The organism is Bacillus sp. GW823-FHT06A11, assembly GCF_058795355.1.
The window spans coordinates 685,302-709,960 of sequence record NZ_JBXAHS010000002.1; the positions used below are offsets into that span (position 1 = coordinate 685,302).

32 protein-coding genes are annotated in these 24,659 nt (G+C 35.7%); 24 read left to right on the plus strand and 8 right to left on the minus strand.

What is annotated here, in order from left to right:
* Positions 1-4: 4 nt before the first annotated feature.
* Positions 5-676, minus strand: a complete 672-nt coding sequence (locus AC1Q8L_RS12125; RefSeq protein WP_001161449.1) for an SIMPL domain-containing protein — start codon at positions 674-676, stop codon at positions 5-7.
* Positions 677-835: 159 nt separating this feature from the next.
* On the opposite strand from AC1Q8L_RS12125, the gene AC1Q8L_RS12130 reads away from it, so the two are divergent.
* Positions 836-1,255 (plus strand): MarR family winged helix-turn-helix transcriptional regulator, encoded by a 420-nt coding sequence (locus AC1Q8L_RS12130; protein WP_001003307.1) that lies wholly within the window; start codon positions 836-838, stop codon positions 1,253-1,255.
* A gap of 99 nt (positions 1,256-1,354) precedes the next feature.
* Entirely contained in the window at positions 1,355-1,900 is a 546-nt protein-coding gene (locus AC1Q8L_RS12135) for a hypothetical protein (protein ID WP_000873787.1), read from the plus strand.
* Positions 1,901-2,115: 215 nt separating this feature from the next.
* Here AC1Q8L_RS12135 and AC1Q8L_RS12140 read toward each other — a convergent pair whose 3' ends face one another.
* From AC1Q8L_RS12140 to AC1Q8L_RS12150, 3 genes are read right to left on the minus strand one after another with little or no spacing between them, the layout of a single operon-like run.
* A complete protein-coding gene (locus AC1Q8L_RS12140; RefSeq protein ID WP_000468508.1) occupies positions 2,116-3,204 on the minus strand; it encodes an ABC-2 transporter permease in 1,089 nt (362 codons plus the stop codon).
* Complete coding sequence (locus AC1Q8L_RS12145; RefSeq protein ID WP_025118446.1) at positions 3,194-4,075, minus strand: ABC transporter ATP-binding protein; 882 nt, start codon at positions 4,073-4,075, stop codon at positions 3,194-3,196. The genes AC1Q8L_RS12140 and AC1Q8L_RS12145 overlap by 11 nt, the downstream gene beginning before the upstream one ends.
* A complete protein-coding gene (locus AC1Q8L_RS12150; protein ID WP_000548027.1) occupies positions 4,041-4,460 on the minus strand; it encodes a GntR family transcriptional regulator in 420 nt (139 codons plus the stop codon). The genes AC1Q8L_RS12145 and AC1Q8L_RS12150 overlap by 35 nt, the downstream gene beginning before the upstream one ends.
* Before the next feature lie 166 nt (positions 4,461-4,626).
* Here AC1Q8L_RS12150 and dacF point away from each other — a divergent pair, with 166 nt between their 5' ends.
* The 14 genes from dacF (at position 4,627) to AC1Q8L_RS12220 (ending at position 15,246) form a co-directional block, all read left to right on the plus strand.
* On the plus strand, positions 4,627-5,817 hold the full coding sequence (gene dacF / locus AC1Q8L_RS12155) for a serine-type D-Ala-D-Ala carboxypeptidase DacF (protein ID WP_000831997.1): 1,191 nt from the start codon (positions 4,627-4,629) through the stop codon (positions 5,815-5,817).
* Positions 5,818-5,986: 169 nt separating this feature from the next.
* Positions 5,987-6,337, plus strand: a complete 351-nt coding sequence (spoIIAA, locus tag AC1Q8L_RS12160; protein ID WP_000059135.1) for an anti-sigma F factor antagonist — start codon at positions 5,987-5,989, stop codon at positions 6,335-6,337.
* Complete coding sequence (gene spoIIAB, locus AC1Q8L_RS12165; RefSeq protein ID WP_001243398.1) at positions 6,338-6,778, plus strand: anti-sigma F factor; 441 nt, start codon at positions 6,338-6,340, stop codon at positions 6,776-6,778.
* A 12-nt stretch (positions 6,779-6,790) separates the two neighbouring features.
* Positions 6,791-7,549, plus strand: coding sequence for an RNA polymerase sporulation sigma factor SigF (gene sigF, locus AC1Q8L_RS12170; protein ID WP_000350729.1), 759 nt, complete (start codon positions 6,791-6,793; stop codon positions 7,547-7,549).
* Between the two features lie 135 nt (positions 7,550-7,684).
* Entirely contained in the window at positions 7,685-9,211 is a 1,527-nt protein-coding gene (locus tag AC1Q8L_RS12175) for a sodium-dependent transporter (protein ID WP_000450088.1), read from the plus strand.
* Positions 9,211-9,309 carry a methionine/alanine import family NSS transporter small subunit gene (locus AC1Q8L_RS12180; protein WP_000016826.1) on the plus strand — a complete coding sequence of 33 codons (99 nt, stop codon included), beginning with the start codon at positions 9,211-9,213 and terminating at the stop codon, positions 9,307-9,309. Before AC1Q8L_RS12175 ends, AC1Q8L_RS12180 begins: the two co-directional genes overlap by 1 nt.
* 115 nt (positions 9,310-9,424) lie before the next feature.
* A complete protein-coding gene (locus AC1Q8L_RS12185; protein WP_000438367.1) occupies positions 9,425-10,045 on the plus strand; it encodes a stage V sporulation protein AA in 621 nt (206 codons plus the stop codon).
* Positions 10,038-10,454, plus strand: a complete 417-nt coding sequence (gene spoVAB / locus AC1Q8L_RS12190) for a stage V sporulation protein SpoVAB (RefSeq protein WP_000572941.1) — start codon at positions 10,038-10,040, stop codon at positions 10,452-10,454. The genes AC1Q8L_RS12185 and spoVAB overlap by 8 nt, the downstream gene beginning before the upstream one ends.
* A 14-nt stretch (positions 10,455-10,468) precedes the next feature.
* Complete coding sequence (spoVAC, locus tag AC1Q8L_RS12195; protein ID WP_000203808.1) at positions 10,469-10,927, plus strand: stage V sporulation protein AC; 459 nt, start codon at positions 10,469-10,471, stop codon at positions 10,925-10,927.
* Positions 10,928-10,940: 13 nt separating this feature from the next.
* Entirely contained in the window at positions 10,941-11,957 is a 1,017-nt protein-coding gene (gene spoVAD, locus AC1Q8L_RS12200; RefSeq protein ID WP_001241140.1) for a stage V sporulation protein AD, read from the plus strand.
* Between the two features lie 3 nt (positions 11,958-11,960).
* Positions 11,961-12,311, plus strand: a complete 351-nt coding sequence (spoVAE, locus tag AC1Q8L_RS12205) for a stage V sporulation protein AE (protein ID WP_000345907.1) — start codon at positions 11,961-11,963, stop codon at positions 12,309-12,311.
* Between the two features lie 5 nt (positions 12,312-12,316).
* Positions 12,317-12,886 (plus strand): stage V sporulation protein SpoVABEA, encoded by a 570-nt coding sequence (spoVAEA, locus tag AC1Q8L_RS12210; RefSeq protein WP_492339439.1) that lies wholly within the window; start codon positions 12,317-12,319, stop codon positions 12,884-12,886.
* Positions 12,873-14,345 carry a spore germination protein SpoVAF gene (spoVAF, locus tag AC1Q8L_RS12215; protein WP_000165595.1) on the plus strand — a complete coding sequence of 491 codons (1,473 nt, stop codon included), beginning with the start codon at positions 12,873-12,875 and terminating at the stop codon, positions 14,343-14,345. The genes spoVAEA and spoVAF overlap by 14 nt, the downstream gene beginning before the upstream one ends.
* Before the next feature lie 97 nt (positions 14,346-14,442).
* Complete coding sequence (locus AC1Q8L_RS12220) at positions 14,443-15,246, plus strand: Cof-type HAD-IIB family hydrolase (protein WP_003271593.1); 804 nt, start codon at positions 14,443-14,445, stop codon at positions 15,244-15,246.
* A 31-nt stretch (positions 15,247-15,277) separates the two neighbouring features.
* Here AC1Q8L_RS12220 and AC1Q8L_RS12225 read toward each other — a convergent pair whose 3' ends face one another.
* Complete coding sequence (locus AC1Q8L_RS12225; protein ID WP_000850506.1) at positions 15,278-16,144, minus strand: DUF1002 domain-containing protein; 867 nt, start codon at positions 16,142-16,144, stop codon at positions 15,278-15,280.
* Positions 16,145-16,331: 187 nt separating this feature from the next.
* On the opposite strand from AC1Q8L_RS12225, the gene AC1Q8L_RS12230 reads away from it, so the two are divergent.
* Both AC1Q8L_RS12230 and ribT read left to right on the plus strand, forming a co-directional pair.
* Entirely contained in the window at positions 16,332-16,769 is a 438-nt protein-coding gene (locus AC1Q8L_RS12230; protein WP_016080395.1) for a peptidylprolyl isomerase, read from the plus strand.
* A gap of 460 nt (positions 16,770-17,229) precedes the next feature.
* Positions 17,230-17,598, plus strand: a complete 369-nt coding sequence (ribT, locus tag AC1Q8L_RS12235; RefSeq protein WP_000908401.1) for a GNAT family N-acetyltransferase RibT — start codon at positions 17,230-17,232, stop codon at positions 17,596-17,598.
* A 20-nt stretch (positions 17,599-17,618) separates the two neighbouring features.
* Here the strand turns inward: ribT and AC1Q8L_RS12240 are convergent, their stop codons facing one another.
* Complete coding sequence (locus tag AC1Q8L_RS12240) at positions 17,619-18,137, minus strand: DUF309 domain-containing protein (RefSeq protein WP_000283610.1); 519 nt, start codon at positions 18,135-18,137, stop codon at positions 17,619-17,621.
* Positions 18,138-18,236: 99 nt separating this feature from the next.
* Positions 18,237-18,332: a YjcZ family sporulation protein gene (locus tag AC1Q8L_RS12245; RefSeq protein WP_000510194.1), complete on the minus strand. Its 96-nt coding sequence runs from the start codon at positions 18,330-18,332 to the stop codon at positions 18,237-18,239.
* A gap of 169 nt (positions 18,333-18,501) precedes the next feature.
* Between AC1Q8L_RS12245 and AC1Q8L_RS12250 the strand changes: the two genes are divergently transcribed.
* The 6 genes from AC1Q8L_RS12250 to AC1Q8L_RS12275 all read left to right on the plus strand — a co-directional run bounded on the left by AC1Q8L_RS12250 (position 18,502) and on the right by AC1Q8L_RS12275 (position 23,765).
* Entirely contained in the window at positions 18,502-19,245 is a 744-nt protein-coding gene (locus AC1Q8L_RS12250; protein ID WP_001199751.1) for a segregation/condensation protein A, read from the plus strand.
* A 158-nt stretch (positions 19,246-19,403) separates the two neighbouring features.
* Positions 19,404-19,976 carry a segregation/condensation protein ScpB gene (scpB, locus tag AC1Q8L_RS12255; RefSeq protein ID WP_025118451.1) on the plus strand — a complete coding sequence of 191 codons (573 nt, stop codon included), beginning with the start codon at positions 19,404-19,406 and terminating at the stop codon, positions 19,974-19,976.
* Between the two features lie 78 nt (positions 19,977-20,054).
* Positions 20,055-20,957 (plus strand): ComEC/Rec2 family competence protein, encoded by a 903-nt coding sequence (locus tag AC1Q8L_RS12260; protein ID WP_001214828.1) that lies wholly within the window; start codon positions 20,055-20,057, stop codon positions 20,955-20,957.
* 211 nt (positions 20,958-21,168) lie between these two features.
* Positions 21,169-22,311 (plus strand): N-acetylglucosamine-6-phosphate deacetylase, encoded by a 1,143-nt coding sequence (gene nagA / locus AC1Q8L_RS12265; protein ID WP_001987227.1) that lies wholly within the window; start codon positions 21,169-21,171, stop codon positions 22,309-22,311.
* Positions 22,312-22,315: 4 nt separating this feature from the next.
* Positions 22,316-23,104: a glucosamine-6-phosphate deaminase gene (nagB, locus tag AC1Q8L_RS12270; protein ID WP_001024208.1), complete on the plus strand. Its 789-nt coding sequence runs from the start codon at positions 22,316-22,318 to the stop codon at positions 23,102-23,104.
* Complete coding sequence (locus AC1Q8L_RS12275; protein ID WP_014894892.1) at positions 23,034-23,765, plus strand: GntR family transcriptional regulator; 732 nt, start codon at positions 23,034-23,036, stop codon at positions 23,763-23,765. Before nagB ends, AC1Q8L_RS12275 begins: the two co-directional genes overlap by 71 nt.
* A gap of 73 nt (positions 23,766-23,838) precedes the next feature.
* On the opposite strand, the gene AC1Q8L_RS12280 is transcribed toward AC1Q8L_RS12275, so the two are convergent.
* The gene (locus tag AC1Q8L_RS12280; RefSeq protein WP_098311699.1) at positions 23,839-24,645 is read right to left on the minus strand and encodes an HAD family hydrolase; all 807 of its coding nucleotides are present in this window, start codon (positions 24,643-24,645) and stop codon (positions 23,839-23,841) included.
* Positions 24,646-24,659 lie beyond the last annotated feature (14 nt).

A 24,659-nucleotide genomic window follows, 5' to 3' on the forward strand; every position in this document is an offset into this window, starting at 1 on the left:
TTATTTATAAATACGTAAAAATTGCCCGTATTGTTGAAATAATTTCTAATTCTCCCGATTGAATAGGTGGAGCTGCTTGCGCATGTAAAGTAGCATAAGACGTAACCTCCCTTGGTAATTGGGCAGATTCTTCAACGAATGAGAGGGGAACAGGATTAATATTTAAATTATATGTACTCGCAATAGCACGAGCTTTTTCTACTGCCTGGTGCAGAGCTTGAATGAGAGCTTGCTCATAATATTTATTTGGATGAGATACTCGGAAACGTAACCCTTTTGCTACATTTGCGCCATTTGAAACGGCTATATCATATACTTCCCCAGCTTTTTGTACATTTAAAACGGTAATTTCATACAAATGCTCTACACGGTATCCTTGTAGCAATGCTTTATCATTTACATATTCGTATTGAGGAGTAATTGTATAAGAAATCGTCTCTATATCTTTATCGGCAATACCAAGCTGTTTAAGTGCATCCAGCAATTGTTTGGATTGCACTGCATTTTCTTCTTGAGCCTGTTTTACATTTTTATCATCTGTTCGAATGCCGAGTGTTAATATAACAACATTCGGTTTTGCTTTTACAACACCTTCTCCTTGTACAGTAATAGTAGCTTCTTTACCAGTATTAGCAGTGCGTACGTTGTGTAAATAAGGATTCATTCCACCCTGCATTTTCCATCACCATCCTTTTTATATGTATATGTGTGAACAAAAAAGAAATTTATATGAAAAAAGTTACATAAATGAGAATGTTGAGGAAAGAAAGCATATACAACATAGGTATTTATAGATTATAATATGTGTAAATATGATAAAAAAGGGACGAGGCTATTGAACGAAAAAAGAGAAACGCTGATTTTAGATTTATCTGCATCATTTCGAAAAATGATACGTTTATTACAAAATGATATTAATACACGTTTTGCAGAACATATGCCATATAATGAATTTTCTGTATTACGTGCGTTATTTTTAAACAGTCCACAGATGGCTTCGCAAATTGCGAGTGAAGTAAACGTAACCTCCAGTCATATTACAGCTGTTACAGATCGTCTCGTACGAAAAGGATTAGTAGAAAGAAAACGTTCTAATTCAGATCGTCGAATCGTGTACTTAGAAATTACAGAGCACGGAAGAGAAGTAACTGAAAAACTTGAAGCTGTGCGTAAAGAATATTATAAAGAGAGATTTAAAGGTTGGAGCGACCAAGAAATAGAAATGGTCTTAGAACTATTTGGCCGCGTATTATAATAAATGAGGATAGGAAGCGAAAGCACTCCTATCCTTTTTCTTTTGAATAAAAATATTTTGAAACTCCGATACTTTAATTAAAAGATCGGAGGAAAGATTATGAAATATATTGCTGCACTTACCATTTTATTTGGTAGTTTTTTCTGTTTTCAAACATTCACGTACGCAGATACGCCTATCCAAGTGGTGCGAAAAGAAGTGAAGTACATCGAAAACGATAATACAGTCTTATATTCAAAATTATGGGTTCGTTCTATGCAAAACGCAGTATTATTCCACCATAGCGATAATATTCGTAATCGGGACACATTACGTAATGTAACAAGTTCATCGCTTGTTAAAGCGAAGCAACTATCTTTTCAGAAAGCAGCACTTTATATACCGAGACTATCGCAATACGTATCAAAAATAGGGAAAGAAAACATTCAAGTGTACTACATTGCGATTCACTATAATGTGAAAAAAGAAAATGCATATCAATTAGATGGCATGAACTATTTTCTACAAGTATTCGTAAAAGAGCGTGGGGAATGGAAAATTGCCGAAAGTGTAGTTGCACCGACAGAGCAAATTGTGCAAAATGGTGATGGATTTGGGATGAAAGAAGAGATGGTGTATGGGGATAGGAGAGAGAATGTGAAATAACCTCTTTATTTAGATCGGGATATATAATAAAAAAGCATTGCTCTTGTGCAATGCCTTTTTTATTTAGTTCATATAAGAGTTAAATAATTCATAACATACTTCTTTTGTCATTATATACCTTTTTCGTCAGCTTCTATTTAATGTCATTGTTCCGTGTTTATAGTTTCACATCTAAGATGCTTTTGGAAACATGTATCCACCACCTTAATGCATATTTATTTCCCTACAAAAGCAAACTTCAATTTTAATAGACGTGTAAAAATGAAGTAACTTATGGTAGCGAATAGGAAAAATCCAACATAATAAGACAGAAGTGCATCTCGTCCGCCTAATATTCTACCACCAAGTAGTCCGAAGCATAGAACAGTGCAAATTATGAACCATTTTTGCAAGTTAGGAAACAATAGTATTTTTCCACTTTGTTCGTTCGGTGTACGTGTATATAGAAAGGTTGCTATTGATAAAAAGGTAATGATGTAAGAAAATGGTGTTAATAGTGTCCAAGGAGAAGGTACAGAAATACGCTCCGTAGGATTGTCTTGTGATACACTGGGAAGTTTATTGCCATAGTCATCAAATGTTTCTATCGGGTGGTAATCATAAGTAATAGAAAAATATTCTAATGGTGAAATGATACCTATATGTTGTAAGTACTCATGAGTATGGAGCTCTATTTCTCCGATTGCATCTACAGACCATTGTGCGTGTGAATAAATGAATCCGGAAATTAACCATCCAAAACCGTATGGTAAAAATAATAGAATGATAGTTAAAATACTTTGAGAAAATATATGTCCAGTAAAAGTCCCGATAAATAAGGTGAATGTATAAATAGCGATAAGTACAACGGTAGCATATAGAAAGTAACTATAGAACGGAGCAAAGGTTTGATACTCATTGTGAAACGACATGTTCTTTATTCCGTACATGCTAATCCAGCAAACAATTTGTACTATAATAATATTCAAAACACCAAGCCACCATTTTGTTAAAAAAATATCCTTTCGTTTAAAAGGCATCGAGAATAGAAAATCAGTTGATTGATTATTACGTTCCCATCCAATTAAAAGACAAGCGAGTGCAATTAGAGTAGCTCCTTGAAAGAAGACGGCACCATCAGATGTCTGAAAATAGTAGGAGTAGTAATATGCATAGTCACCAAACTTCATTTTTGATAGCTTTAGTTGCATTTGCGCTTCTTGATAATATTTATAAGGTAGTTGATATAAACTAGTTAACCAAAATAATAGAATTATATATTTTCCTTGCTTCCATTGCCTCATCCATAAAGCTTTATGAAACATGTGAATCCTCCTCAAATGTAGTGATAAAAATATCTTCAAGTGACATTGTTAATTCTTCAATGAGTATAGGTTGCTCTTTATAAAACTTCTCAAGCGTTACAGCTACATTTCCTTCAATTAAAATCGTATATACTTTTCCCGTTTGATTTAATATTTTAATATTGCTTAAGTTTTCTAGTTTTTGAGGTAATGATCGTTCATAAGCAACTTGAATTTTAGCAAATTGTGATTTTGCATCGTCTAGTGATGTAATAGAAGATACGGTATGTCCTTTTAATATGATGATTGTATCTGCAATTTGTTCAACTTCATCTAAATGATGGGTAGATATGAAAATGGTAATCTCTTTTTCTGCAACTTCTCCAACGAGAAACTGTAAAATCTGTCTTTTAACGATAGGATCAAGTCCGTTTGTTGGTTCATCTAAAATAATATATTCTGCCTGTGCAGCAACAGCTAAAATGATGGCAAGCAGTGCCTTCATTCCTTTTGAATAACTACGAATTCGTTTGTTTGGTAAGTTGAAACGTTCTAGTAGTTCGTAGAAATATGGTTCATCAAATGCGGTATAAACTGCTTTATAAAACTTCACGATTTCTTTTACTGTATAACCGTTCAGTATGTTAGTAGAATCCGGGACATATACGATTTTTTGTTTCGTTTCAGGATTTTTATGAATGTCGATATCCTCATATGTAACAGTTCCCTCATCTGGGTCTAAAATGCCGACTATCGTTCGTAATAAAGTTGTTTTCCCCACACCATTTCTTCCAAGTAATCCGACGATACTACCTTTTTGTAATGTGAAAGAAACATCGTCTAAAATTGTTTGATTATCAATTGTTTTCTTCAAGCTTGTCACTTTCAACATCCGTATTCCCTCCAATCTCTTTATAGTATGAATCTATCCAATCATGAATTTTATCTTTCGTAATACCAAGATAAGAGGCTTCTAATAGTAATTGATGAAATTGCTTTTCAACCATAGCGATTTTCCTTTCGTCTAATGTTGGGGTAATCGATTGGGATACAAATGTTCCTTTTCCTCGTAACGTTTCAATAATTCCTTGTCGCTCTAACTCTTGATACGCTTTACTCACTGTATTTGGATTTATAACGAGTAAAGAAGCGAGTTCGCGTACAGAAGGAAGTTTATCACTTGGAGCCAACATGTTTTTCAATACGAGTTCTTTTATATTTTGAACAATTTGTTCCCATATCGGAGTGTTGCTTCTTGGGTCAAGTTGAATATGCAAGAGCAATGTCTCCTTCCTCATGTGTATTAAGTGTACTACTATGTGTAATACACTTAATACAATATAGGGGACGAATGTATTTGTCAACTGAAAATAATAGAAAAAATTGGTATTAAAAAAAGGAGAATTGGAAAAAATAGGTCTGATATAGAATGGAGGGTTAGTCATGAAGCGAGTTTTTGGAATACTTGTTTGTTTCATGTTATTGCTTTCTGGAACTTCAGTGAGTTTTGCGCAATCTGAAAAAACGAAGCAGGAGAAAACAGAAGAAACAACGCCGAAGTTAGCGGAACAAGCGTCGTCAGCAATCGTAATTGAGCAAGATACAGGTAAAGTTTTATTTGATAAAAACCCAAATGAAAAATTACCACCTGCTAGTATGACAAAGATTATGACAATGCTTTTAATTATGGAACAAGTTGAAAAAGGAAAACTAAAACTGACCGATAAAGTTAGAGCAAGCGAACATGCAGCTTCAATGGGTGGATCGCAAATCTTTTTAGAACCTGGGGAAGAGATGACTGTAAATGAGATGTTAAAGGGTATTGCAATTGCATCTGGAAATGACGCATCTGTTGCAGTAGCCGAGCACATCGCAGGTTCAGAAGAAGGATTTGTAAATATGATGAACAAAAAGGCGAAAGATTTAGGGCTGAAAAATACACATTTTCAAAATCCAACAGGTCTTCCGGCCAAAGACCATTATTCGACAGCAAATGATATGGCTATAATGGCGAGAGAATTGATGAAGTATCCACTTATTCGTAAATACACAGGTAAGTACGAAGATTATTTACGTGAAGATACGGATAAAAAGTTTTGGCTCGTTAATACGAATAAACTAGTACGTTTTTATCCTGGCGTAGATGGAGTAAAAACAGGTTTTACGACAGAAGCGAAATATTGTTTAACAGCATCGGCTGAAAAAAATGGTATGCGTGTCATTTCAGTTGTCATGGGAGCACCAACATCAAAAGAACGGAACAACCAAGTGACAAAGCTTCTTGACTATGCATTTGGACAATATATGACAAAGAAATTGTATACGCGCGGCGAAAAAATTAAGACAGTTCAAGTAGGAAAAGGGAAAAAAGAAAAAGTAGATTTAGTTGCGTCAGATAATGTTTCTCTTCTTATGAAGAAGGGCGAGAATATGGACAAGGTAAAACAAGAAGTAATTGCTGAAAAGAAAGTAAAAGCACCGATTAAAAAAGGTGACGCGCTTGGCACCCTTGTTATAAAAAAAGATAAAGATGTTTTATTAAAACAAACAATTATAGCAAAAGAAGATGTTGCTGCAGCGAGCTGGTGGGAGTTATTTAAAAGAAGTTTTGGGATGTTTTCAACATCAAAATAGCGGCAAATATTTTGCCGCTTTTCTATTCGTATGTAAGTGAATAATGCTGAAAGGTTTCACTTTATGACGAAATAGTTCTTCTTTTGTCAGCAGGAAGGATTCTTATTTTATATCACGAAAATCTTTATGTATGTGAATAAGTAAAGTTTGAGCATAAGGAGGAAATCGTGTGAGTCTTTCCATGCAATTAGAAGTAAAACGTGACGTCCTATGTGTGAGACTAGAGGGTGAATTAGATCATCATACGGCTGAAGAGTTGCGAACGAAAGTAACAGATATGATTGAGACACATGGTGTTCATCATATTGTTTTGAGCCTAGAGAACTTATCGTTTATGGATAGTTCTGGTCTAGGTGTTATATTAGGCCGATATAAACACGTAAAGGGATTAGGTGGAGAAATGGTTGTTTGTGCAATTTCACCGCCTGTTAAGCGTTTATTTGAAATGTCTGGCTTATTCAAAATCGTTCGCTTAGAAGAAAGTGAAGCGCACGCGCTCGCGACGTTGGGGGTGGCATAGATGAGAAATGAAATGAACCTTCAATTTTCAGCATTAAGTCAAAATGAATCATTCGCTCGCGTTACAGTGGCGGCTTTCATTGCACAACTAGATCCAACGATGGAAGAATTAACGGAGATTAAAACAGTTGTGTCAGAAGCGGTTACAAATGCAATTATTCATGGATACGAAGGAAATGCAGAAGGTATTGTTTATATTTCTGTAATTTTGGAAGAAGCAATGGTGAAACTCACGATTCGAGATGAAGGGATTGGAATCTTTAACTTAGATGAAGCGAGACAACCCCTTTTTACAACTAAACCTGAATTAGAGCGTTCCGGAATGGGATTTACTATCATGGAAAATTTTATGGATGAAGTAGAAGTTATTTCAAACGAATCTTTCGGGACAACAATCCATTTGACAAAATACTTATCAAATAGTAACGCTCTATGCAATTAAGGAGAATAGCCTATGGACATAGAGGTCAAAAATGAGAAGAAGAAACCTCAGTTAAAGGACCACGAGCTAAAAGCGTTAATTCAAAAAAGTCAAGATGGAGATCAACAAGCGAGAGATACAATCGTTCAAAGTAATATGCGCCTCGTTTGGTCGGTTGTACAGCGGTTTCTTAATCGAGGATACGAACCAGACGACCTATTTCAAATTGGATGTATTGGGCTCTTGAAATCGGTAGATAAATTTGATTTATCTTTCGACGTGAAATTTTCAACATATGCAGTTCCAATGATTATTGGTGAAATACAACGTTTCTTACGCGATGATGGATCAGTGAAAGTTAGTAGGTCTTTAAAAGAAACAGGAAACAAAATTCGAAAGATGAGAGATGAGCTTTCGAAAGAATTCGGAAGGGCTCCAACGATTAATGAAGTGGCAGAGGCACTAGAACTAACGCCAGAGGAAGTTGTTCTAGCACAAGAAGCGAGCCGGGCCCCTTCATCTATACATGAAACTGTATATGAAAACGATGGAGATCCAATCACTATTTTAGATCAAATTGCAGATCAATCTGAAACGAAATGGTTCGATAAAATTGCTTTAAAAGAAGCGATCAGAGAACTAGATGAACGAGAGCGCTTAATTGTATACTTGCGTTACTATAAAGATCAAACACAGTCAGAAGTAGCCGAGCGCATAGGCATTTCGCAAGTACAAGTTTCAAGACTTGAAAAGAAAATATTAAAACAGATGAAAGATCGAATAGACGAATAATTGTCTATTCGATCTTTTTATGCCGTTAATAGGAGAGAGATGTTAATTTTTGCAAAAATTAACAGAATTTATTGATAATTTAGTCAATTCAAAATATAATCCAAGTATGAACTTGTCATAAAGGGGGAAGGAAACATGGAAACGAGGCAACAATGGGGAACGAGGGCTGGATTTATTTTCGCAGCGGTCGGATCTGCCGTTGGATTAGGAAACATATGGCGTTTTCCTTATACAGCGTATGAAAATGGAGGAGGAGCATTCTTTTTACCGTATTTATTTGCATTATTAACGACTGGTATTTCATTGTTAGCGTTTGAGTTTGCCCTTGGTCATCGTCATCGTGGCTCAGCACCACTTACATTTTTCCGTATTAGCCCGCGTGCAGAATTTATTGGATGGTGGCAAATGTGCGTAACATTTATCGTTTCAACATATTATGCAGTGATTATTGCTTGGTCTATATCGTATACATACTTTGCAATTACTGGAGCATGGGGAAAAGACACGCAATCATTTTTATTTAAAGAGTACTTACATGTTGCAGATAAGCCAGGACAATTTGGAGGACTTGTACCAGAAGTATTAATTCCGTTAGCTCTCGTTTGGATTATTGTGCTTGGCGTTGCATTTAAAGGAGTTAAAAAAGGAATCGAAGTTGTTAACCGTATATTTATTCCTTTATTAGTTGTTATGTTCCTTATTATCGTTGTTCGTGCAGTGACGATGGAAGGTGCTATGCAAGGACTAGATGCATTCTTTAAACCAGATTGGAGTCGTATTTTTGATGGGAAAGTATGGCTTGCTGCTTACGGTCAAATATTCTTTAGTTTATCTTTAGCATTTGGAATTATGATTACGTATTCTAGTTATTTACCGAAAAACTCGGATACAACAAATAATGCCTTTATTACTGGATTTGCAAACTCAGGATTTGAATTATTAGCAGGTATTGGGGTCTTTGCAGCTCTTGGATTTATGGCAAATAATATGGGAGTACCGGTTGATAAAGTAGCAAGTGCTGGCGTTGGGCTTGCGTTCGTAGTATTTCCCCAAATTATTAATGAATTGCCGATGTCACCGTTGTTTGGTGTTTTATTTTTCTTATCGTTAACGGTTGCTGGAATTACATCACTTATTTCACTCGCGGAAGTATGCTTTGCCGCTGTATCTGAAAAATTCAGTTTAAGTCGGGAAAAAACTATTGGAATTATGGGAACCCTTCTCGTGTTAGTTTCTCTTGTTTTTGCAACACGTGGTGGACTTATGTTCTTAGATGTTGTCGACTATTTCGCTAATAATTTCGGATTAATTACAATTGCGCTTGCGGAAGTAGTTACGATAGGGCTCATTTTACGCCGTTTACCAGTTTATCAAAATCATGCAAACTTTGTATCTGATATTAAATTAGGAACGTTTTGGAGAGTGAGTTTACTCGTTATTACTCCGCTTATGTTAGGCTATATGCTAATTGATGGTACAATCCAAAATATTAAAAAGAACTACGGAGATTATCCGACTGAGTTTGTTGTAACGTATGGTTGGTCGATAGCAGCAGCATTCCTCATAGTTGCAATAATCATTGGCCTGAAAAAATGGGATGCACAAATTCATTCGGATTCTGCCAAGCTTGAAAAAGAATGGAAAGATCGAGGTGTTTCATAATGAGTGGATCAGCGATTATGATGATGGTTATTGGAATAGTAGTCATTTGGGGAGGGCTTGCATTAAGTATTGCAAACTTATTTAAGAAAAAGGCATAAGTAAAAAACATCTGTACCAAAATGGTGCAGATGTTTTTTTATGAAAAAATTGTATTAGAAAAAAATTCAATAACCATACTACAACTACGAGGAAGAGTGAAGGGGTGAATGAAAGTTGGAACAAACGATTTATATTAAAATGCGCAATCGTTTAAAAGTTTCTCCTACTTATGAAGTAAAGCTGGGCGATGTTGCTCAACTTGCCGGAGATTCTTCCGTAGTTGAGTTGTTACAAAATGAGATAGTTTACAAAATAACAGCGCATGATAAGACGCATGTTGTAATTGATGTTATGAAAGTAATTGAGATTATTCAACAGAAAGCATCTCACGTACAAATTAATTTACTCGGTTCCGGACAAACTCTTGTTGAAATTATATACGAAAAAAAGAAGGCACACCCAATTTTTTTCGGGCTTGTATGGCTTTTACTTTTCATTGGAGCAGCTCTTGCAATCATTTATTTCCATGAGGATGTAAGTATGCAACAAGTACATCAACGGTTATATTACATGATTACTGGAGAATTCAATGCACAACCACTTTTATTTCAAATTCCTTATTCTTTAGGTCTTGGTTTAGGGATGGTTCTATTCTTTAATCATGTATTTCAAAAACGAATTAATGAAGAGCCGAGTCCGTTAGAAGTTGAGATGTTTCAATACCAACAGTCACTTGATCAGTATGTAATCGTTAATGAAAACAAGGATAATATGAAACAACTTGCCGATGATTGAGTCTGGGTTTGTTATTTTAATTGGTTTAGCTGGAGGGATAGCGGTAGGTAGCGGATATGTCGCATTTTTAGCTGTACTTGGTATAATCCCCCGTTTAGCCCAATTAACGAGAAGTGGAAAGCATATTCAATATTTTGAGTGGGCAGTCATTGCAGGTACTTTAACAGGGGCTTGGTGCAGTTTGAAAAACATTACACTTCAAACGTCGCAATATTGGCTCGTTATATTAGGGCTATTTTGTGGTACGTTCATTGGAATGCTCGCTGCGGCATTAACAGAGGTGTTAAATGTTCTACCTATTTTAGCTAAACGAGTAGGGGTAGAGGGGAAGATTATTGTTTTACTCGTTGCTCTTGTACTTGGGAAAGTAATAGGATCGTTGTTTCACTGGATTTATTTCGTAAAGTAGGAGGCAATATATAAATGACAAGTCAGAAGTTGAAGGATGATTACATAAATAAAGTGAAGGAGTATCATCCAAAGCCAAACTATTTACTAAATTGTATCAAAGCATTTCTTGTAGGTGGACTCATTTGTACAGTTGGAGAAGTATTGATGAAATTTTATATACATTATTTTCACTTCAGTGAACAAGAGGCAGGAAACCCAACTGTTGCAACGCTTGTTTTATTATCCGCGATTTTAACGGGGTGTGGTGTATATGATAAAATCGGTCAATTTGCTGGAGCAGGATCAGCGGTACCGGTAACAGGATTTGCAAATTCTATGGCAAGCGCTGCTTTAGAACATAAGAGTGAAGGGATTGTTCTAGGGATTGCGACAAATATGTTTAAACTGGCAGGAAGTGTGATTGTATTTGGGGTTGTTGGTGCATATATCATTGGGTTAATAAGGTATACCTTTAAAATTTTTATGTCTTAAAGGAGGGGCTAGTATGAGGTTGACCGGAAAACAAACGTGGGTATTTCAAAACGATATATATGTGAATGCAACGGGTACTGCTGTCGGTCCGAAAGAAGCTGAGGGCCCTCTTGGAAAAGATTTTGATATTTCATATGATGACTTGCATTGTGGAGAGGAAAATTGGGAGCTCGCCGAACGAAGATTAATGTCAGACTCAATTCAACAAGCAGTGCAAAAAGGGAATATAAAAACATCGCAAATTGATTTCTTTTTAGCGGGAGATTTATTAAATCAAACAGTGACAGCAAATTATGTTGCGCGTCAGTGGGGCATTCCTTTTTTAGGAATGTTTAGCGCCTGTGCGACGTCTATGGAGACTTTAGCAGTTGGCTCAGCTTTTATAGACGGTGGATTTGCAAATCGTGTCTTAGCTACAGTAAGTAGTCATAATGCAACGGCTGAAAGACAATTTCGCTATCCAACAGAGTACGGTGGGCAAAAACCAGGGACAGCAAATTCAACTGTGACTGGTGCAGGATCTATATTAATTAGCAATGAAAAAAGTGCAATTAAAATTACGGCGGCTACAATCGGAAAAGTGCAAGATTTAGGAATCACAAATCCTTTGGATATGGGGGCAGCGATGGCTCCAGCAGCAGCTCATACAATTCAACAGCATTTTGAAGATTTAAGAAGAAGTGCCGATGACTATGATTTGATTGTTACGGGTGATTTATCAGCTGTTGGGACACCGATTGCAAAACAACTTTTACTTGAGGAAGGTTACGATCTTGGACATATATACAATGATTGCGGATTAATGATTTATGAATCAAGTCAAGAAGAAGTGTTTGCAGGTGGTAGTGGTTGCGCTTGTTCAGCAGTTGTCACATATGGCCATTTATTACACGAGATGCAAAAAGGGAATTTACAACGAATTTTTGTCGTTGCCACTGGCGCATTATTAAGCCCGATAATGATGCAACAGAAAGAAACGATTCCAACAATTGCACATGGTGTCGTATTTGAGAGAGTTAAAGGAGAGTGAATTGTGGATTTTATATATGCATTTCTTGTAGGTGGAGCTATTTGTGTAATTGGGCAACTATTGTTAGATTTCGCAAAGTTAACACCAGCTCATTTAATGGCAACTTTTGTAGTCATCGGAGCAATTTTAGATGGATTTGGATTGTACGATAAACTAATAAAGTTTGCAGGTGCTGGAGCAACAGTCCCTATTACAAGTTTTGGACATTCACTATTGCACGGAGCAATGCATGCAGCAGAAAAACATGGATATTTAGGAATTGGTATTGGCATGTTTAGTTTAACGTCTGCGGGCATTTCCGCAGCGATATTGTTTTCGTTTTTTATAGCACTTATATGTAAACCGAAAGGATAAATCAAATGAGACGAAGGGTTGTTTTGGTCACAGATGGAGATGAATATGCAAAGCGGACAATTGAGCTTTTAACAAAGGGATTTGGGGGAAGGTGTATTTCAGCATCACAAAGTAATCCAACCAAATTGACAGGGAAAAAAGTTGTTGAGCTTATTATGCAAACGCCATATGACCCTGTATTTGTCATGTTTGATGACAGTGGATTTATTGGAGAAGGATCTGGTGAAAAGGCTTTAAAATATGTAGCTACCCATAAACAAATTGATGTGCTCGGTATTTTAGCGGTAGCGTCTAATACGCATCATTGGGAATGGGCACGTGTAGATGTAAGTGTAGATCGGAACGGAAATTTAACCGAATACGGTGTTGATAAATTTGGACTTCCAGATGGTGAAATTGGCAGAATTAGCGGAGATACAATTTATTGTTTAGATGACTTGAATGTTCCTGTCATCGTTGGAGTCGGTGACATTGGTAAGATGTGCGGGAATGATGAATGGGAGAGGGGATCACCTATTACTAGAAAAGCGATTCAATTAATTTTGGAAAGGAGTGGTTTTTATGACGAAGCCTAAAAAAGTGGATATCCCTATATCAACTTTCATAAGTGATAATGAAAATTATTTAAAGCAGACAGTTGGACTAGGCGTTACATACGATGTTGGCATTCGTAAATTTCAAATTTTGAATAAAGAAATCGGTGTGTTATTTGTAAACGGACTTTGTGATACAAATTATATTATCCCTATTTTAGAAGAAGCGGTGGATACAAATGAGATAAGGGATGTAGAAGAAGATACAGTGAAGCTTTTAGAGAATCGCTTAATCCATCAACAAGTAAGCAAAGTGAAAACGATGGATGAGGTAATGCTCCAAGTATTATCAGGGCTCATTGTGATATTTGTGGAAGGTGAAACGGAAGCGTTCGCGATTGATGTTCGTAGTTATCCAGGGCGAACACCGACAGAACCAGATACCGAAAAGGTAGTACGCGGTGCGAGGGATGGATTTGTTGAAAATATCGTTGTAAATACAGCGTTAATTCGTAGGAGAATTCGAGATCCACGACTTCGAAATGAAATGGTTCGAGTAGGAGATAGATCACAAACGGATATTTGTATTACATACGTTCAAGATGTTGCAAATCCAGATTTAGTAAAGATTATAAAACAAGAATTAAATAACATTGATGTAGATGGAATTACGATGGCGGATAAAACAGTAGAAGAATTTGTTGTAAAGCAAAGCTATAACCCATTCCCGCTTATTCGATATACAGAAAGGCCAGATGTAGCAGCAAATCATCTACTAGAAGGACATGTGTTAGTACTTGTTGACACATCGCCAAGTGCTATGATTACACCGACAACATATTTTCACCATTTACAGCATGCAGAAGAGTTTAGACAAAATCCAGCTGTCGGTACATTTTTACGCTGGGTGCGCTTTTTAGGTGTTATATTCTCGTTATTTTTATTACCATTTTGGTTAGTGTTTGTATTTGATCCAACTCTTTTACCAGCAAATCTTGCTTTTATTGGACCGACTAAGATGACGCATTTACCAATCCTATTACAGGTGTTAATGGCAGAGGTCGGACTTGAGTTTTTAAGGATGGCTGCTATTCATACTCCAACCCCATTATCGTCTGCAGCAGGGTTGATTTCCGCCATATTAATTGGTCAAATTGCAATTGATGTAGGTTTGTTTGTGCCAGAAGTAATTTTGTATGTAGCGGTTTCGATGATTGGTGCATATGCAACACCGAGTTATGAATTAGGATTAGGAAATAAGGTTGGGAAATTGTTTGTTATTATTTTAACAGGTCTCTTCCATGAGATGGGATTTGTAATTGGTATGACGATATTAATTTTATTTTTAACGTCTATAAAAAGTTTACAAACACCTTATTTATGGCCGTTTTTACCATTTGATTGGGGCGCGTTAACAAAAATTTTACTCCGTCCAACGATGTCTAGTTTAAAAGTACGACCAAGTATTGTAAGACCTCAAAATGTAAAAAGACAAAAATAAACGGGATTATACACCCGTTTATTTTTTTTAGTAAAAATTTATTGTTTTTTAACAAAAATCAAACATTTTTTGTGTACACTTAGAGTAGATATTGTGTATGGAAGGGGAAGAGGACATGATTAAATTATTTGTAAGTGATTTAGATGACACGCTCGTTTACGATGTGAATCATATGCAAAAAGAAGATGAACGTGCGCTGTGTTGGTTAGCTGAGAAAGGGACAAATATTTGTTTTGCCTCTGGCCGCTTTACACACAGAATTGATGAAGTTGTAAAAAGGTTTTCATTCCCATATTACACAACTGGCTTAAATGGAGCGACAATGTTACTTCCAGATGGGAATTTATTTCATGAATCGAGTTTTGAAAATACGGTTGCCCAGGAAATATATCGATATATACATAAAAAAGGACTAGCGGATATTGTTTGTGCAAATGAGCAACGATATACAAAAAGGAAAAATGAACATCACCATAATTTTGAAGCGTATATGGGCGTGCATATCGCTGAAATTGAAGCGTTAGAAGAAGAGTTTGGTAAGACTGTACACCCTGCAAAATTGTTTGTTTTTGGAGAAGAAGAGAAAATTGTGACGTTAGATCAAGAGCTACGAGATATGTTTCAAGGCGAAGCGGAAGTTTTTATATCAGGTAAACGCTATGTTGATATTATGCCAAGAGGCGTGAGTAAGGGGAGTGCTCTAAAGCGACTAATGGACCATTTGCAAATTGAAGCAAATGAAGTTGCTTGTATTGGAGATTCCTTCAATGATATTTCTATGTTTGAAGTAACCCCGCATTCATTTACTCTTCATCATGCCCATCCATATGTAAAGGAGAAAGCAAATCATATAGTGCGTTCGGTTGAAGAGGCTGTTATGAAATTACCGTTACTTGTATAAAAAAGAAGCCCGTCACTGGCGGGCTTCTTTTTTACTTGAATAAAGATTTAACAAAATCAATGATACTTGAGAAGAAATCTTTCACTTTATCTAGAAAACTTTGTCCTTCTTCAGATCCTAAAAAGGCAGAAACGTGTTCTTTTGCTTTGTTTAATTGACTACCAACTTGATTCCAATCGATATTAAGATTCTTCATTTTATCAAATAACGCTACTAGGTTATCTAACTGTTCATCTGTTAATGTAATGCCGAGTTGATCAGCAATTTTTTTAATTAATGAACGTAAATCTTCTGTTGTTTTTGGCTGTTCTTTTGCAATTTCTTCTTTAATTTTTGCAACAAGTTGAACTGCTTTTTCTTCACCAATTTTATCACCAAGCTGGGCTGTTTGTACCATTTCTTCATTCGCTACTTTTTTAACTTCTTCCGGAATTGGTTTATTGGACGCAGTTTCATATGCTTTCATTAATCCAGTTAAAGCTGCAGTTCCTGAAACTTTAAAAGGTGCAGTAATTTGAATTTCTGCATCTTTTACACCTGCTGTAATCAAAGCGTTAGTGTACATTGCATCTGTTACCCAGTTAATGTTCTTTGATCGTACAATAAGACCAGATCCTGGTTTTGTGTATGTAATCATAGAAGAAGAAATTGCTCTCGTACCAATTTGTGCTTTTGGAACAATGCCTTCTAGAAATTTATGTTCTTCCGCATTAGATACAGTGATAATTGTAGCATCTTTCGGTGCTTTCATTTCTTTTAACAGATCTTGTTTTTGTTGTTCGGATAAGTTCTCTCCTAGTGTAACAATTGATTCTCCCTCGATGATGTCTGCAAATGAAGCTGTTGGCATTATAAATACCGTTACAGCTAATAGCAGAGCTAATAATTTCGTTTTCACGAAAAACCGCTCCCTTTCTCTTTCTAAAATTTTCGGGCAACAAAGTTATTATAGTATATATTTCTTATTTGTCACCTAGCTTTTTCCACATTTCAAAAAAGAAGTATCTAGATTGTCGGATTCTTTTTGTTTCTAGTCATGAATGTGGTAATATAGTGCTGAGATAGTTGAAAGGAGACATATACATATGAAAACTTTAGGATACATATTAATGGAAAACGGTGAAAAAATCGAATTGGAATTTTTCCCAGAAGAAGCGCCAAAAACAGTAGAAAATTTTAAAAAATTAGCAGAGCAAGGATTTTATGACGGTGTTACATTCCACCGTGTTATTCCTGGCTTCGTAAGCCAAGGAGGAGACCCAACAGGTACAGGTGCTGGTGGTCCAGGTTACTCTATTCCATGTGAAACTGATGGAAACCCTCATAGACACCTTGTAGGATCACTTTCTATGGCTCACGCTGGCCGTAACACAGGCGGTAGCCAATTCTTTGTTGTTCATGAGCCACAGCCACATTTAGATGGCGTTCATACTGTATTTGGTAAAGCAACAAGCGGTATTGAAACAGTATTAAAAATGCGTCAAGGCGATGTAATGAAAGAAGTTAAAGTTTGGGAAGAATAAGGTAAGGAAAAAGAGAGCTTTTGCTCTCTTTTTTATTTTTAATGAGATTGAGTACTTCTTCTATAGCTCATCATACAAGTAGTATTGTTGCTAAAATATATTGCTTGTGAGAACAAAGCTTTAACAAATTACATAGAATACATTACATTATATGTTTCAACAAATATTTTTTGTTATATTAATTTTGCTAGAATTGTGCTGTTTTAGGGGAACTATTAACGAAGTGATGTTGAATGATATGTTTCTTTTCATTCCATATAAAATTTTATTTTTTTCACTCTATTTATTAAAGGAATAGTGCTGAAACATAGATTTGACTTTCTTCTTTTCGCTTTGTATGATTATCAAGTTGTTTTAGACTCTTCTCACTCTGTTGAAAATATTGTAAAATGAATGTGATATGAAAAGAGTGATTGAGGGGATTACTAGTTTGTAACTTTTGTGAGAAGGGATAAGGGTTATGTTAATTCGTTTTAAAAAAAGTTATGAAAAAATTGCAATGGGGCTTCTTTCGTTTATGCCAACTGAAAAAGATGTGAAAACATTACAATTGACAATGAAAGAATATGAAGCAAAAGATGATTGGCAATTGTATTTGTGGAAAGAAAATGAAGATTTTGTTGGAATAATGGGGATTGTAAAAAAAGAGAATCAAGTATTAGAAATCCAGCATTTAAGTGTAAATCCGTCCCACCGTCATGTGGGGATTGGAACGAAGATGGTTCAAGAGTTAAAGAGTAAATTTCTTGAGTTTACAATTTGCGGAAATGAGCAAACAGCAAGTTTTTGCGAAAAATGTAAAGGGCTAGAACAAAATATACATTCGTGAAAGCAGGGATAAGTAGTTTATTATCTCTGCTTTCTTTTTTGTAATTGTTCGTTTCGTTCAGTAATGACCTCTGTGCGATCACGCAAAGTGTGCTTGTGTATAATATATTCACTTGGAATAGCATTCAAGTCTTTCCAAGAGAGGTTTTGTTTTTTGCATAACTCTATGCACTGCTTCTCTAACAATGGATCTGATAAGGGTAAAAATAAAGGTACAAAACGTTCTTTTTTATGGATAGATTGCAATCTTTCATTGAGCAAGGAAAGAAGTTGTACTTGATTAATTCCTAAACGTTGTAAAGACACACCGCTTTTTTCTAAAATTGTGATTGCGCTTTTCATCATTTTTGTGGAACCATTCCAGTTAGCACGTCTTTGGTGGTATAAAGAAACTGCAATTTGAATGAGACCAACTAAGTAATGATCACGATTTCCTCTTGGTTTTGTCTTCCAGTACTCTTCTAGTATTTCGTGGCATTCAAAATAGTCGTAATCTCCTTGGAAATGAATTAAAAATTGTATGTATTCGGTAGGATACATGTTTTCTCGCCCCTATCTAACGGTTATACATATAAGTGTATCATAGAAATATGAACAATAAACGACTAGGAGATTTCCCCCTAGCCGTTATTGTTCATATTAGCAGAAGCAAGCTGCTCCTACAATAATTAGCAAAATAAACAGTACAACAAGTAATGCGAACCCACCGCTAAAACCACAATCAACGTGACCCATAGTTTTTTGACCTCCTACATTGTTCTTACTACACTGTTATCATATGAAGTGGTGGGCATGATGACATAGGCATCGGTCTATTTTTAATTAAATTTCTTAAAAAGGTTGGATAGAACATGAGTATGCTCTATACTTATGTTGTTATAGAAAAAATGTGGTGGGATGCTTTGTGCAATATAATTTTAAAGTAGAGGCTTTTGAAGGGCCTTTAGATCTATTGTTACATTTAATACATCGTTATGAAATTGATATATATAATATTCCTGTAGCAGATATTACAGAGCAATATTTATCTTATGTGCATACGATGAAAGAACTGCAATTAGATGTTGCAAGTGAGTATTTAGTAATGGCCGCAACGTTATTACAAATTAAAAGTAAAATGTTGTTGCCGAAACATGAAGAAGATGTACTTGATAACGGTGATGATTTTATAGATGATCCTCGTCAAGAATTGATGGAGAGGTTAATTGAATATAAGAAATATAAGCAAGTTGCTACTGAGTTAAAAGAAAGAGAACAAGAAAGAGCACAGCTATATACACGTCCACCAATTGACTTTACATCGTTGCAACAAGAAGAAGAGACAAGCTTGCCTCTTGATGTTACGTTATATGATATGCTAGCGGCATTTCAAAAATTAATGCGCCGTAAAAAGGCAAAAAAACCTGTAACAACACGTATTACTCGTCAAGAAATACCAATTGAACAGCGAATGACTGATATTTTAAAGCAGTTAAAAATAAAGGGTGGTCGCCAAAGTTTTCATGATTTGTTTGTTGATGATGAACGTGAAATAATGGTTGTAACATTTTTAGCAGTTCTGGAACTTATGAAAAATCAACAAATCATAATTGAGCAAGAACATAATTTTGATGAAATTTTCGTATCAAGCTCTAATAAATCTGCATAGAGCAAGTATATGAAATTGGGATAGAAACACTTTATCTCATGTTATGTTTTAATGTATCGTTTGGAACAAGAGAAGAAATATTGAACCGAACGCATTGATTGTGATTCGGTTTTTTGATGTGTATTTTTATGGGAAAATAGAAGGAAGGAGCTCGTGAAATGGATAGGAAAGAACAAAAGTCAATTATTGAAGGCCTTTTATTTGTTTCTGGTGATGAAGGGATTTATCCAGAACAAATAGCGAAAGTTCTTGAAATTGAAATGAATGAAGTAATTAATATTTTAGAAGAAATGCAACAAGAATGTGAAGGTACAAACCGTGGTTTGCAAATTGTACAGTATGCAAAAGTATATCGTTTTGCTACAAAGAAAGAACATGCTTCATATTATCAAAAATTAATAGATACACCAACAGCTGCTTCACTCTCACAAGCTGCCCTTGAAACGTTAGCGATTGTTGCATATCGTCAACCAATCACAAGGACTGAAATGGAAGAGATTAGAGGAGTTAAAACCGATAAGGCGTTACAAACGTTGGTTTCACATTTACTTATAAAAGAAATGGGAAGAGCAGAAGGACCAGGGCGTCCTATTTTATACGGAACAACAAAAGAATTTTTGGACACATTTGGATTGAAAACATTAGATGATTTACCGCCGCTTTCTGAAGAGAATGAACAAATGAATGAAGCGGATTTATTCTTCGGTTCCTTACAAGAGATATCGAAATAAAAGCTTAGCATTTTGCTAAGCTTTTTTTGTATATCAATTATTTACAGTGCCATACTAAATGAAAAAAGGAGACGAGTTATGAGAGGTATGCGGATTATTCTATTATTAGTTTCTGTTTTATTATGTTTTTCTTTAAATAGCGCATCAGCTAAAAGGTATATGATGTCTATTCATACTACGTCTCCTTTACATATGCATCGGCAACATCTTAGTAAAATGAAAGTGAGCTTTTTAAAAGTGGGGCAAGGTGATGCAACACTTATCATAATGCCAAACGGACAAACAATGTTAATTGATGGAGGACCTTATGAAGCAGGAGAGGTTATTATTCAGAAATTAATTGAGAAAGGGATTAATCATTTAGATGTAATTGTCAGTACCCATCCTGATATGGATCATATAGGGGGGCTAATTCCAATTGTAGAGCAAATGCCGGTATCGCTTATATTAGATAGCGGAAAAACATATAGTTCTCTTACTTATCATACATATCGGAATAATATTAAAAAAAGAGGGATACCTTTCGTTTCAGTAAAGGAAGGGCAATATATACCGCTGGATCCACATGTTTCTATACAAGTATTAAACAATGGGAAATCAAAAGATGAAAATAATGAATCCTCAATTGTTTTAAAGGTGCGATATGGAAAAGCGGATTTTTTATTAATGGGTGACGCGGATGTACGGACAGAACATGAAATATTAAAACAATTTGATGTACATGCAGATGTTTTAAAAGTGGGGCATCACGGCTCGTATACTTCAACAAGTGAAACGTTTATAAAAAAAGTGGAACCGCAGTTTGCTATTCTGTCTTACGGGAGTAGTAATCCGTATGGACATCCTCATCAAAGTGTAGTAAAACGCTTAAAAAGGCACGGTATAATGGTATATAGAACGAATAAACGTACAGTAGAAATAGAAACAGATGGTGAACATGTTATGTTAGAGTCTAGCGGGTTAATGCCATTGTTGAAGTGATTTCTATATTAGGGGTGGATACTGTCCCTTTTTGGAAAAATGAATAATATATATTATAATTATAAGGGACGTAAGAAATTTCCTTTTTTGTTGAATAAAAAGGAAATTTCATTAGAATGTATAGACAACTACTCGTGCATATATTAAGATGGAACTAGGCGAATAAGGTAATAATAACAAGTAGGTATTTCATGGGAAAGGATCGATGAAAATGAAAACGCAAATTGTCATCAATGCCAAAATTTACACAGGTCAAGAAATAGTGGAAAACGGATTTATCCGTTACGCAGAAACCATTAAAGAAATTGGTTTGATGGCTCAATATGTACCACAAGAAAATGAAACTGTTTTTGATGCTACAGGGAAGATTGTAATTCCAGGTATGATCGATGTTCATATTCATGGTGGATACGATATTGATGCGATGGATGCAAATAGCGATGGGTTAGTAACTCTAGGTAAAGAAATGTTAAAAGAAGGGGTTACAACTTACTTCCCGACAACAATGACACAAGCTCCAGAGGCAATTGAAGCAGCGCTAACTGCTGCGAAAGAAGCAAAAGAAAAAGGAGCGCATTTCGAATATATTCACTTAGAAGGACCTTATGTTTCAAAGAAACGTGCAGGTGCACAACCACTTGAACATATCGTTCCTGCAAATATTGAGCAATTTAAACAATGGCAAGAAGCAAGTGGGAATTTAATTAAATTAGTAACATATGCACCAGAAGAAGAGGGAGCATTAGAGTTTGAACAATATCTTGCTGAAACTGGTGTAGTGGGCACAATGGGGCATACAGATGCAATTGATGCGCAACTAAAAAATAGAAAGATTACACATGCGACACATTTATACAATCAAATGCGTGGATTACATCACCGTGAACCAGGAGTTGTTGGTCATGTGTTATTAAATCCAGATGTAATGGTTGAAGTAATTACAGATGGTATTCATATTCACCCTGATATGGTGAAATTAGCATATAAGTTAAAAGGACCGAAAAAAGTAAGTGTTATTACTGACGCAATGCGCGCAAAAGGTCTTGAAGATGGATTATATGAGCTTGGCGGACAGCCAGTACATGTAAAAGATGGTAGTGCTCGATTAGAAGATGGAACGTTAGCTGGTAGTATTCTAAAAATGGATCAAGCTTTCCGAAATGTAATTGAATTTACGGGTTGTTCAATCGAAGATGCAGTACTGATGACATCAGTTAACCAAGCAGAAGAGTTTGGATTAAATAATAAAGGTGCATTAGCAGTAGGAAAAGATGCAGACTTTGTTGTGATGAATGAAGATTTACATGTATATGATACGGTTCGTTTAGGAATTCATATGAAGGAAGGGAAGTAATTAAATGAATATTCTTGTTGTAAAAACTCCAGAAGAACTAGCCGAAGCAGGTTATAAATTAATTGAAGAAGTTGTAAAAACAAAAGAAAATCCAACATTAGGAATGGCTACAGGAAGCTCTCCATTAGGTATTTATGCAGAAATGCGAAAAAATAAACTTGATACAAGCCGTGTAACCACTGTAAACTTAGATGAGTACGTAAATTTACCACATGAAGATAAAAACAGCTATCACTATTTCATGCAAGAACAGTTGTTTGATCATCTTCCATTTAAACAAACTTATGTACCAAACGGGATGGCAAGTGATTTAGAGGAAGAGTGCAAACGTTACGAGGGCATTCTAACTGCTAACCCAGTTGACCTACAGATTCTTGGAATCGGTGAAAACGGTCACATCGGATTTAATGAGCCAGGAACACCGTTTAATTCTCCAACGAACATTGTTGAATTAACAGAATCTACACGCCAAGCAAACCTTCGCTTCTTCGAAAAAGAAGAAGATGTGCCAACTCATGCGATTACAATGGGAATTGGAAGCATTATGAAAGCGAAACAAGTTCTACTTGTTGCTATGGGTTCTAAAAAGGCAGAAGCTGTTAAAGAATTATTGCAAGGTGAATATAGTGAAGAGTGTCCGGCTACAGTTTTACAACGTCATCCGAATGTAACCGTAATCGCAGATCAAGAAGCTCTATCTTTATGCAGTGAGGCGATTGCTGATGAACATCGACAAGTATTCACCATTTCCGATCTATTATCAGATTCAAGAGTGGGTGAAACAGCTAATTGAGGACGGCGAATGGAAGCCGGGAGATAAAATCCCATCTGAGAATGAACTTTGTGATAAGTTCGAAGTGAGTCGTATGACAATCAGACAGGCGATTAATAATTTAGTGGAACAAGGCTATTTATATCGGAAGCGTGGAATTGGAACATTTGTCCAACTTCCGAAAGTGGAACAAAAATTGCAAGGAATGACGGGATTCACAGAAGATATGATTTCTCGTGGAATGAACCCAAGTAGTCAATTACTTAGTTTCCGCCTAGTTCCAGCTACTGCTAAAATAGCAGACCGGTTGAGAATACAGGAGGGGGAATCGGTTTATGAAGTGAGGCGTATTCGCTTAGCTGATGATGAACCGATTGCTTTTGAGACGACATATTTGTCGCCAGCTCTTGTAAAAGATATTAACGAAGAGATATTGCAACAATCTTTATATGAACATTTAGAGAAAAAACTGGGCTTTAAACTTGTTAGCGCTACTCAGTCAATTGAAGCTTCTGTTGCGACGGAAAATGAAGCTGAACATCTGCATATTCCTAAAAAGGCGCCTGTACTTGTAATGCGTCAATGGTCATATTCAGAAGGTGAGATACCGCTAGAGTACGTGAAATGTATTTATCGTGGAGATCGTTATAAATTTATTACGAATATCGCACGTAACAAATAGTATATTTCAGTTTGTGAAGTACAGTCGAAATGAAAATGGATAACATGTAAAGAAATAAAAATACGACTCATCCTTATAAGGAATGAGTCGTATTTTTATTATGAGCAATTACGTGGTTAACAGCATCTTTGACGTGATTTACTACATAGTGAGCGTGTTTTTTTACTGCATCATCTGCTTGCGACATAGCAAAACTGTGAGGAGTTAAAGAAAACATAGGAATATCATTGTAAGAATCCCCTATACAAGCAATTTCCTCAGGTTTTATTTGAAACTCATTTAATAAAACAGAAATGGCAGAGCCTTTACTAACATTCGGTGGCATTACATCTAAACATTGTTCTGCTGAGATGAAAGTACTAACTTTCCCGTGGAATTTTTCATCAATTTTTTTTTGAAGGAGTTGTAAGCTCTCCTTTGTTCCACCGACAGAAATTTTATTTGGGAAAATTGTATCATCAATCTTCTGTAGTAAGTTTGGTTCTTCAACAGAAGTCATTGTTACTTGTTGTTCAAGTTCTTGAATAAAAGGTGTTTTCTCTTCAATGTAATAATTATGCTCATCACTTACATAACGGAAATAAGGATTTTCATTCGTCATAGCTAACAAATCGGGAAGTATGCTGGAATCAAAAGTTGCAGATAATAGTTGTTTATTTTCATGTGTATATACAAAAACACCATTTACACTAATACGATGAAAATTTGTATTTACAGCTTTCATTAAGTCTGCAATTTCATTATCAAGTCTTCCGGAAGCGAAGCAAAGAATAACATTTTGCTCGGCGAGGCTGCGTAGTGCCGTAACATCTTGTTCATCAATAAGACCTCCGTGTTGCATCATTGTACCATCGATATCACTTACAAACATTTTAATCATGCTGTTATCTCCTT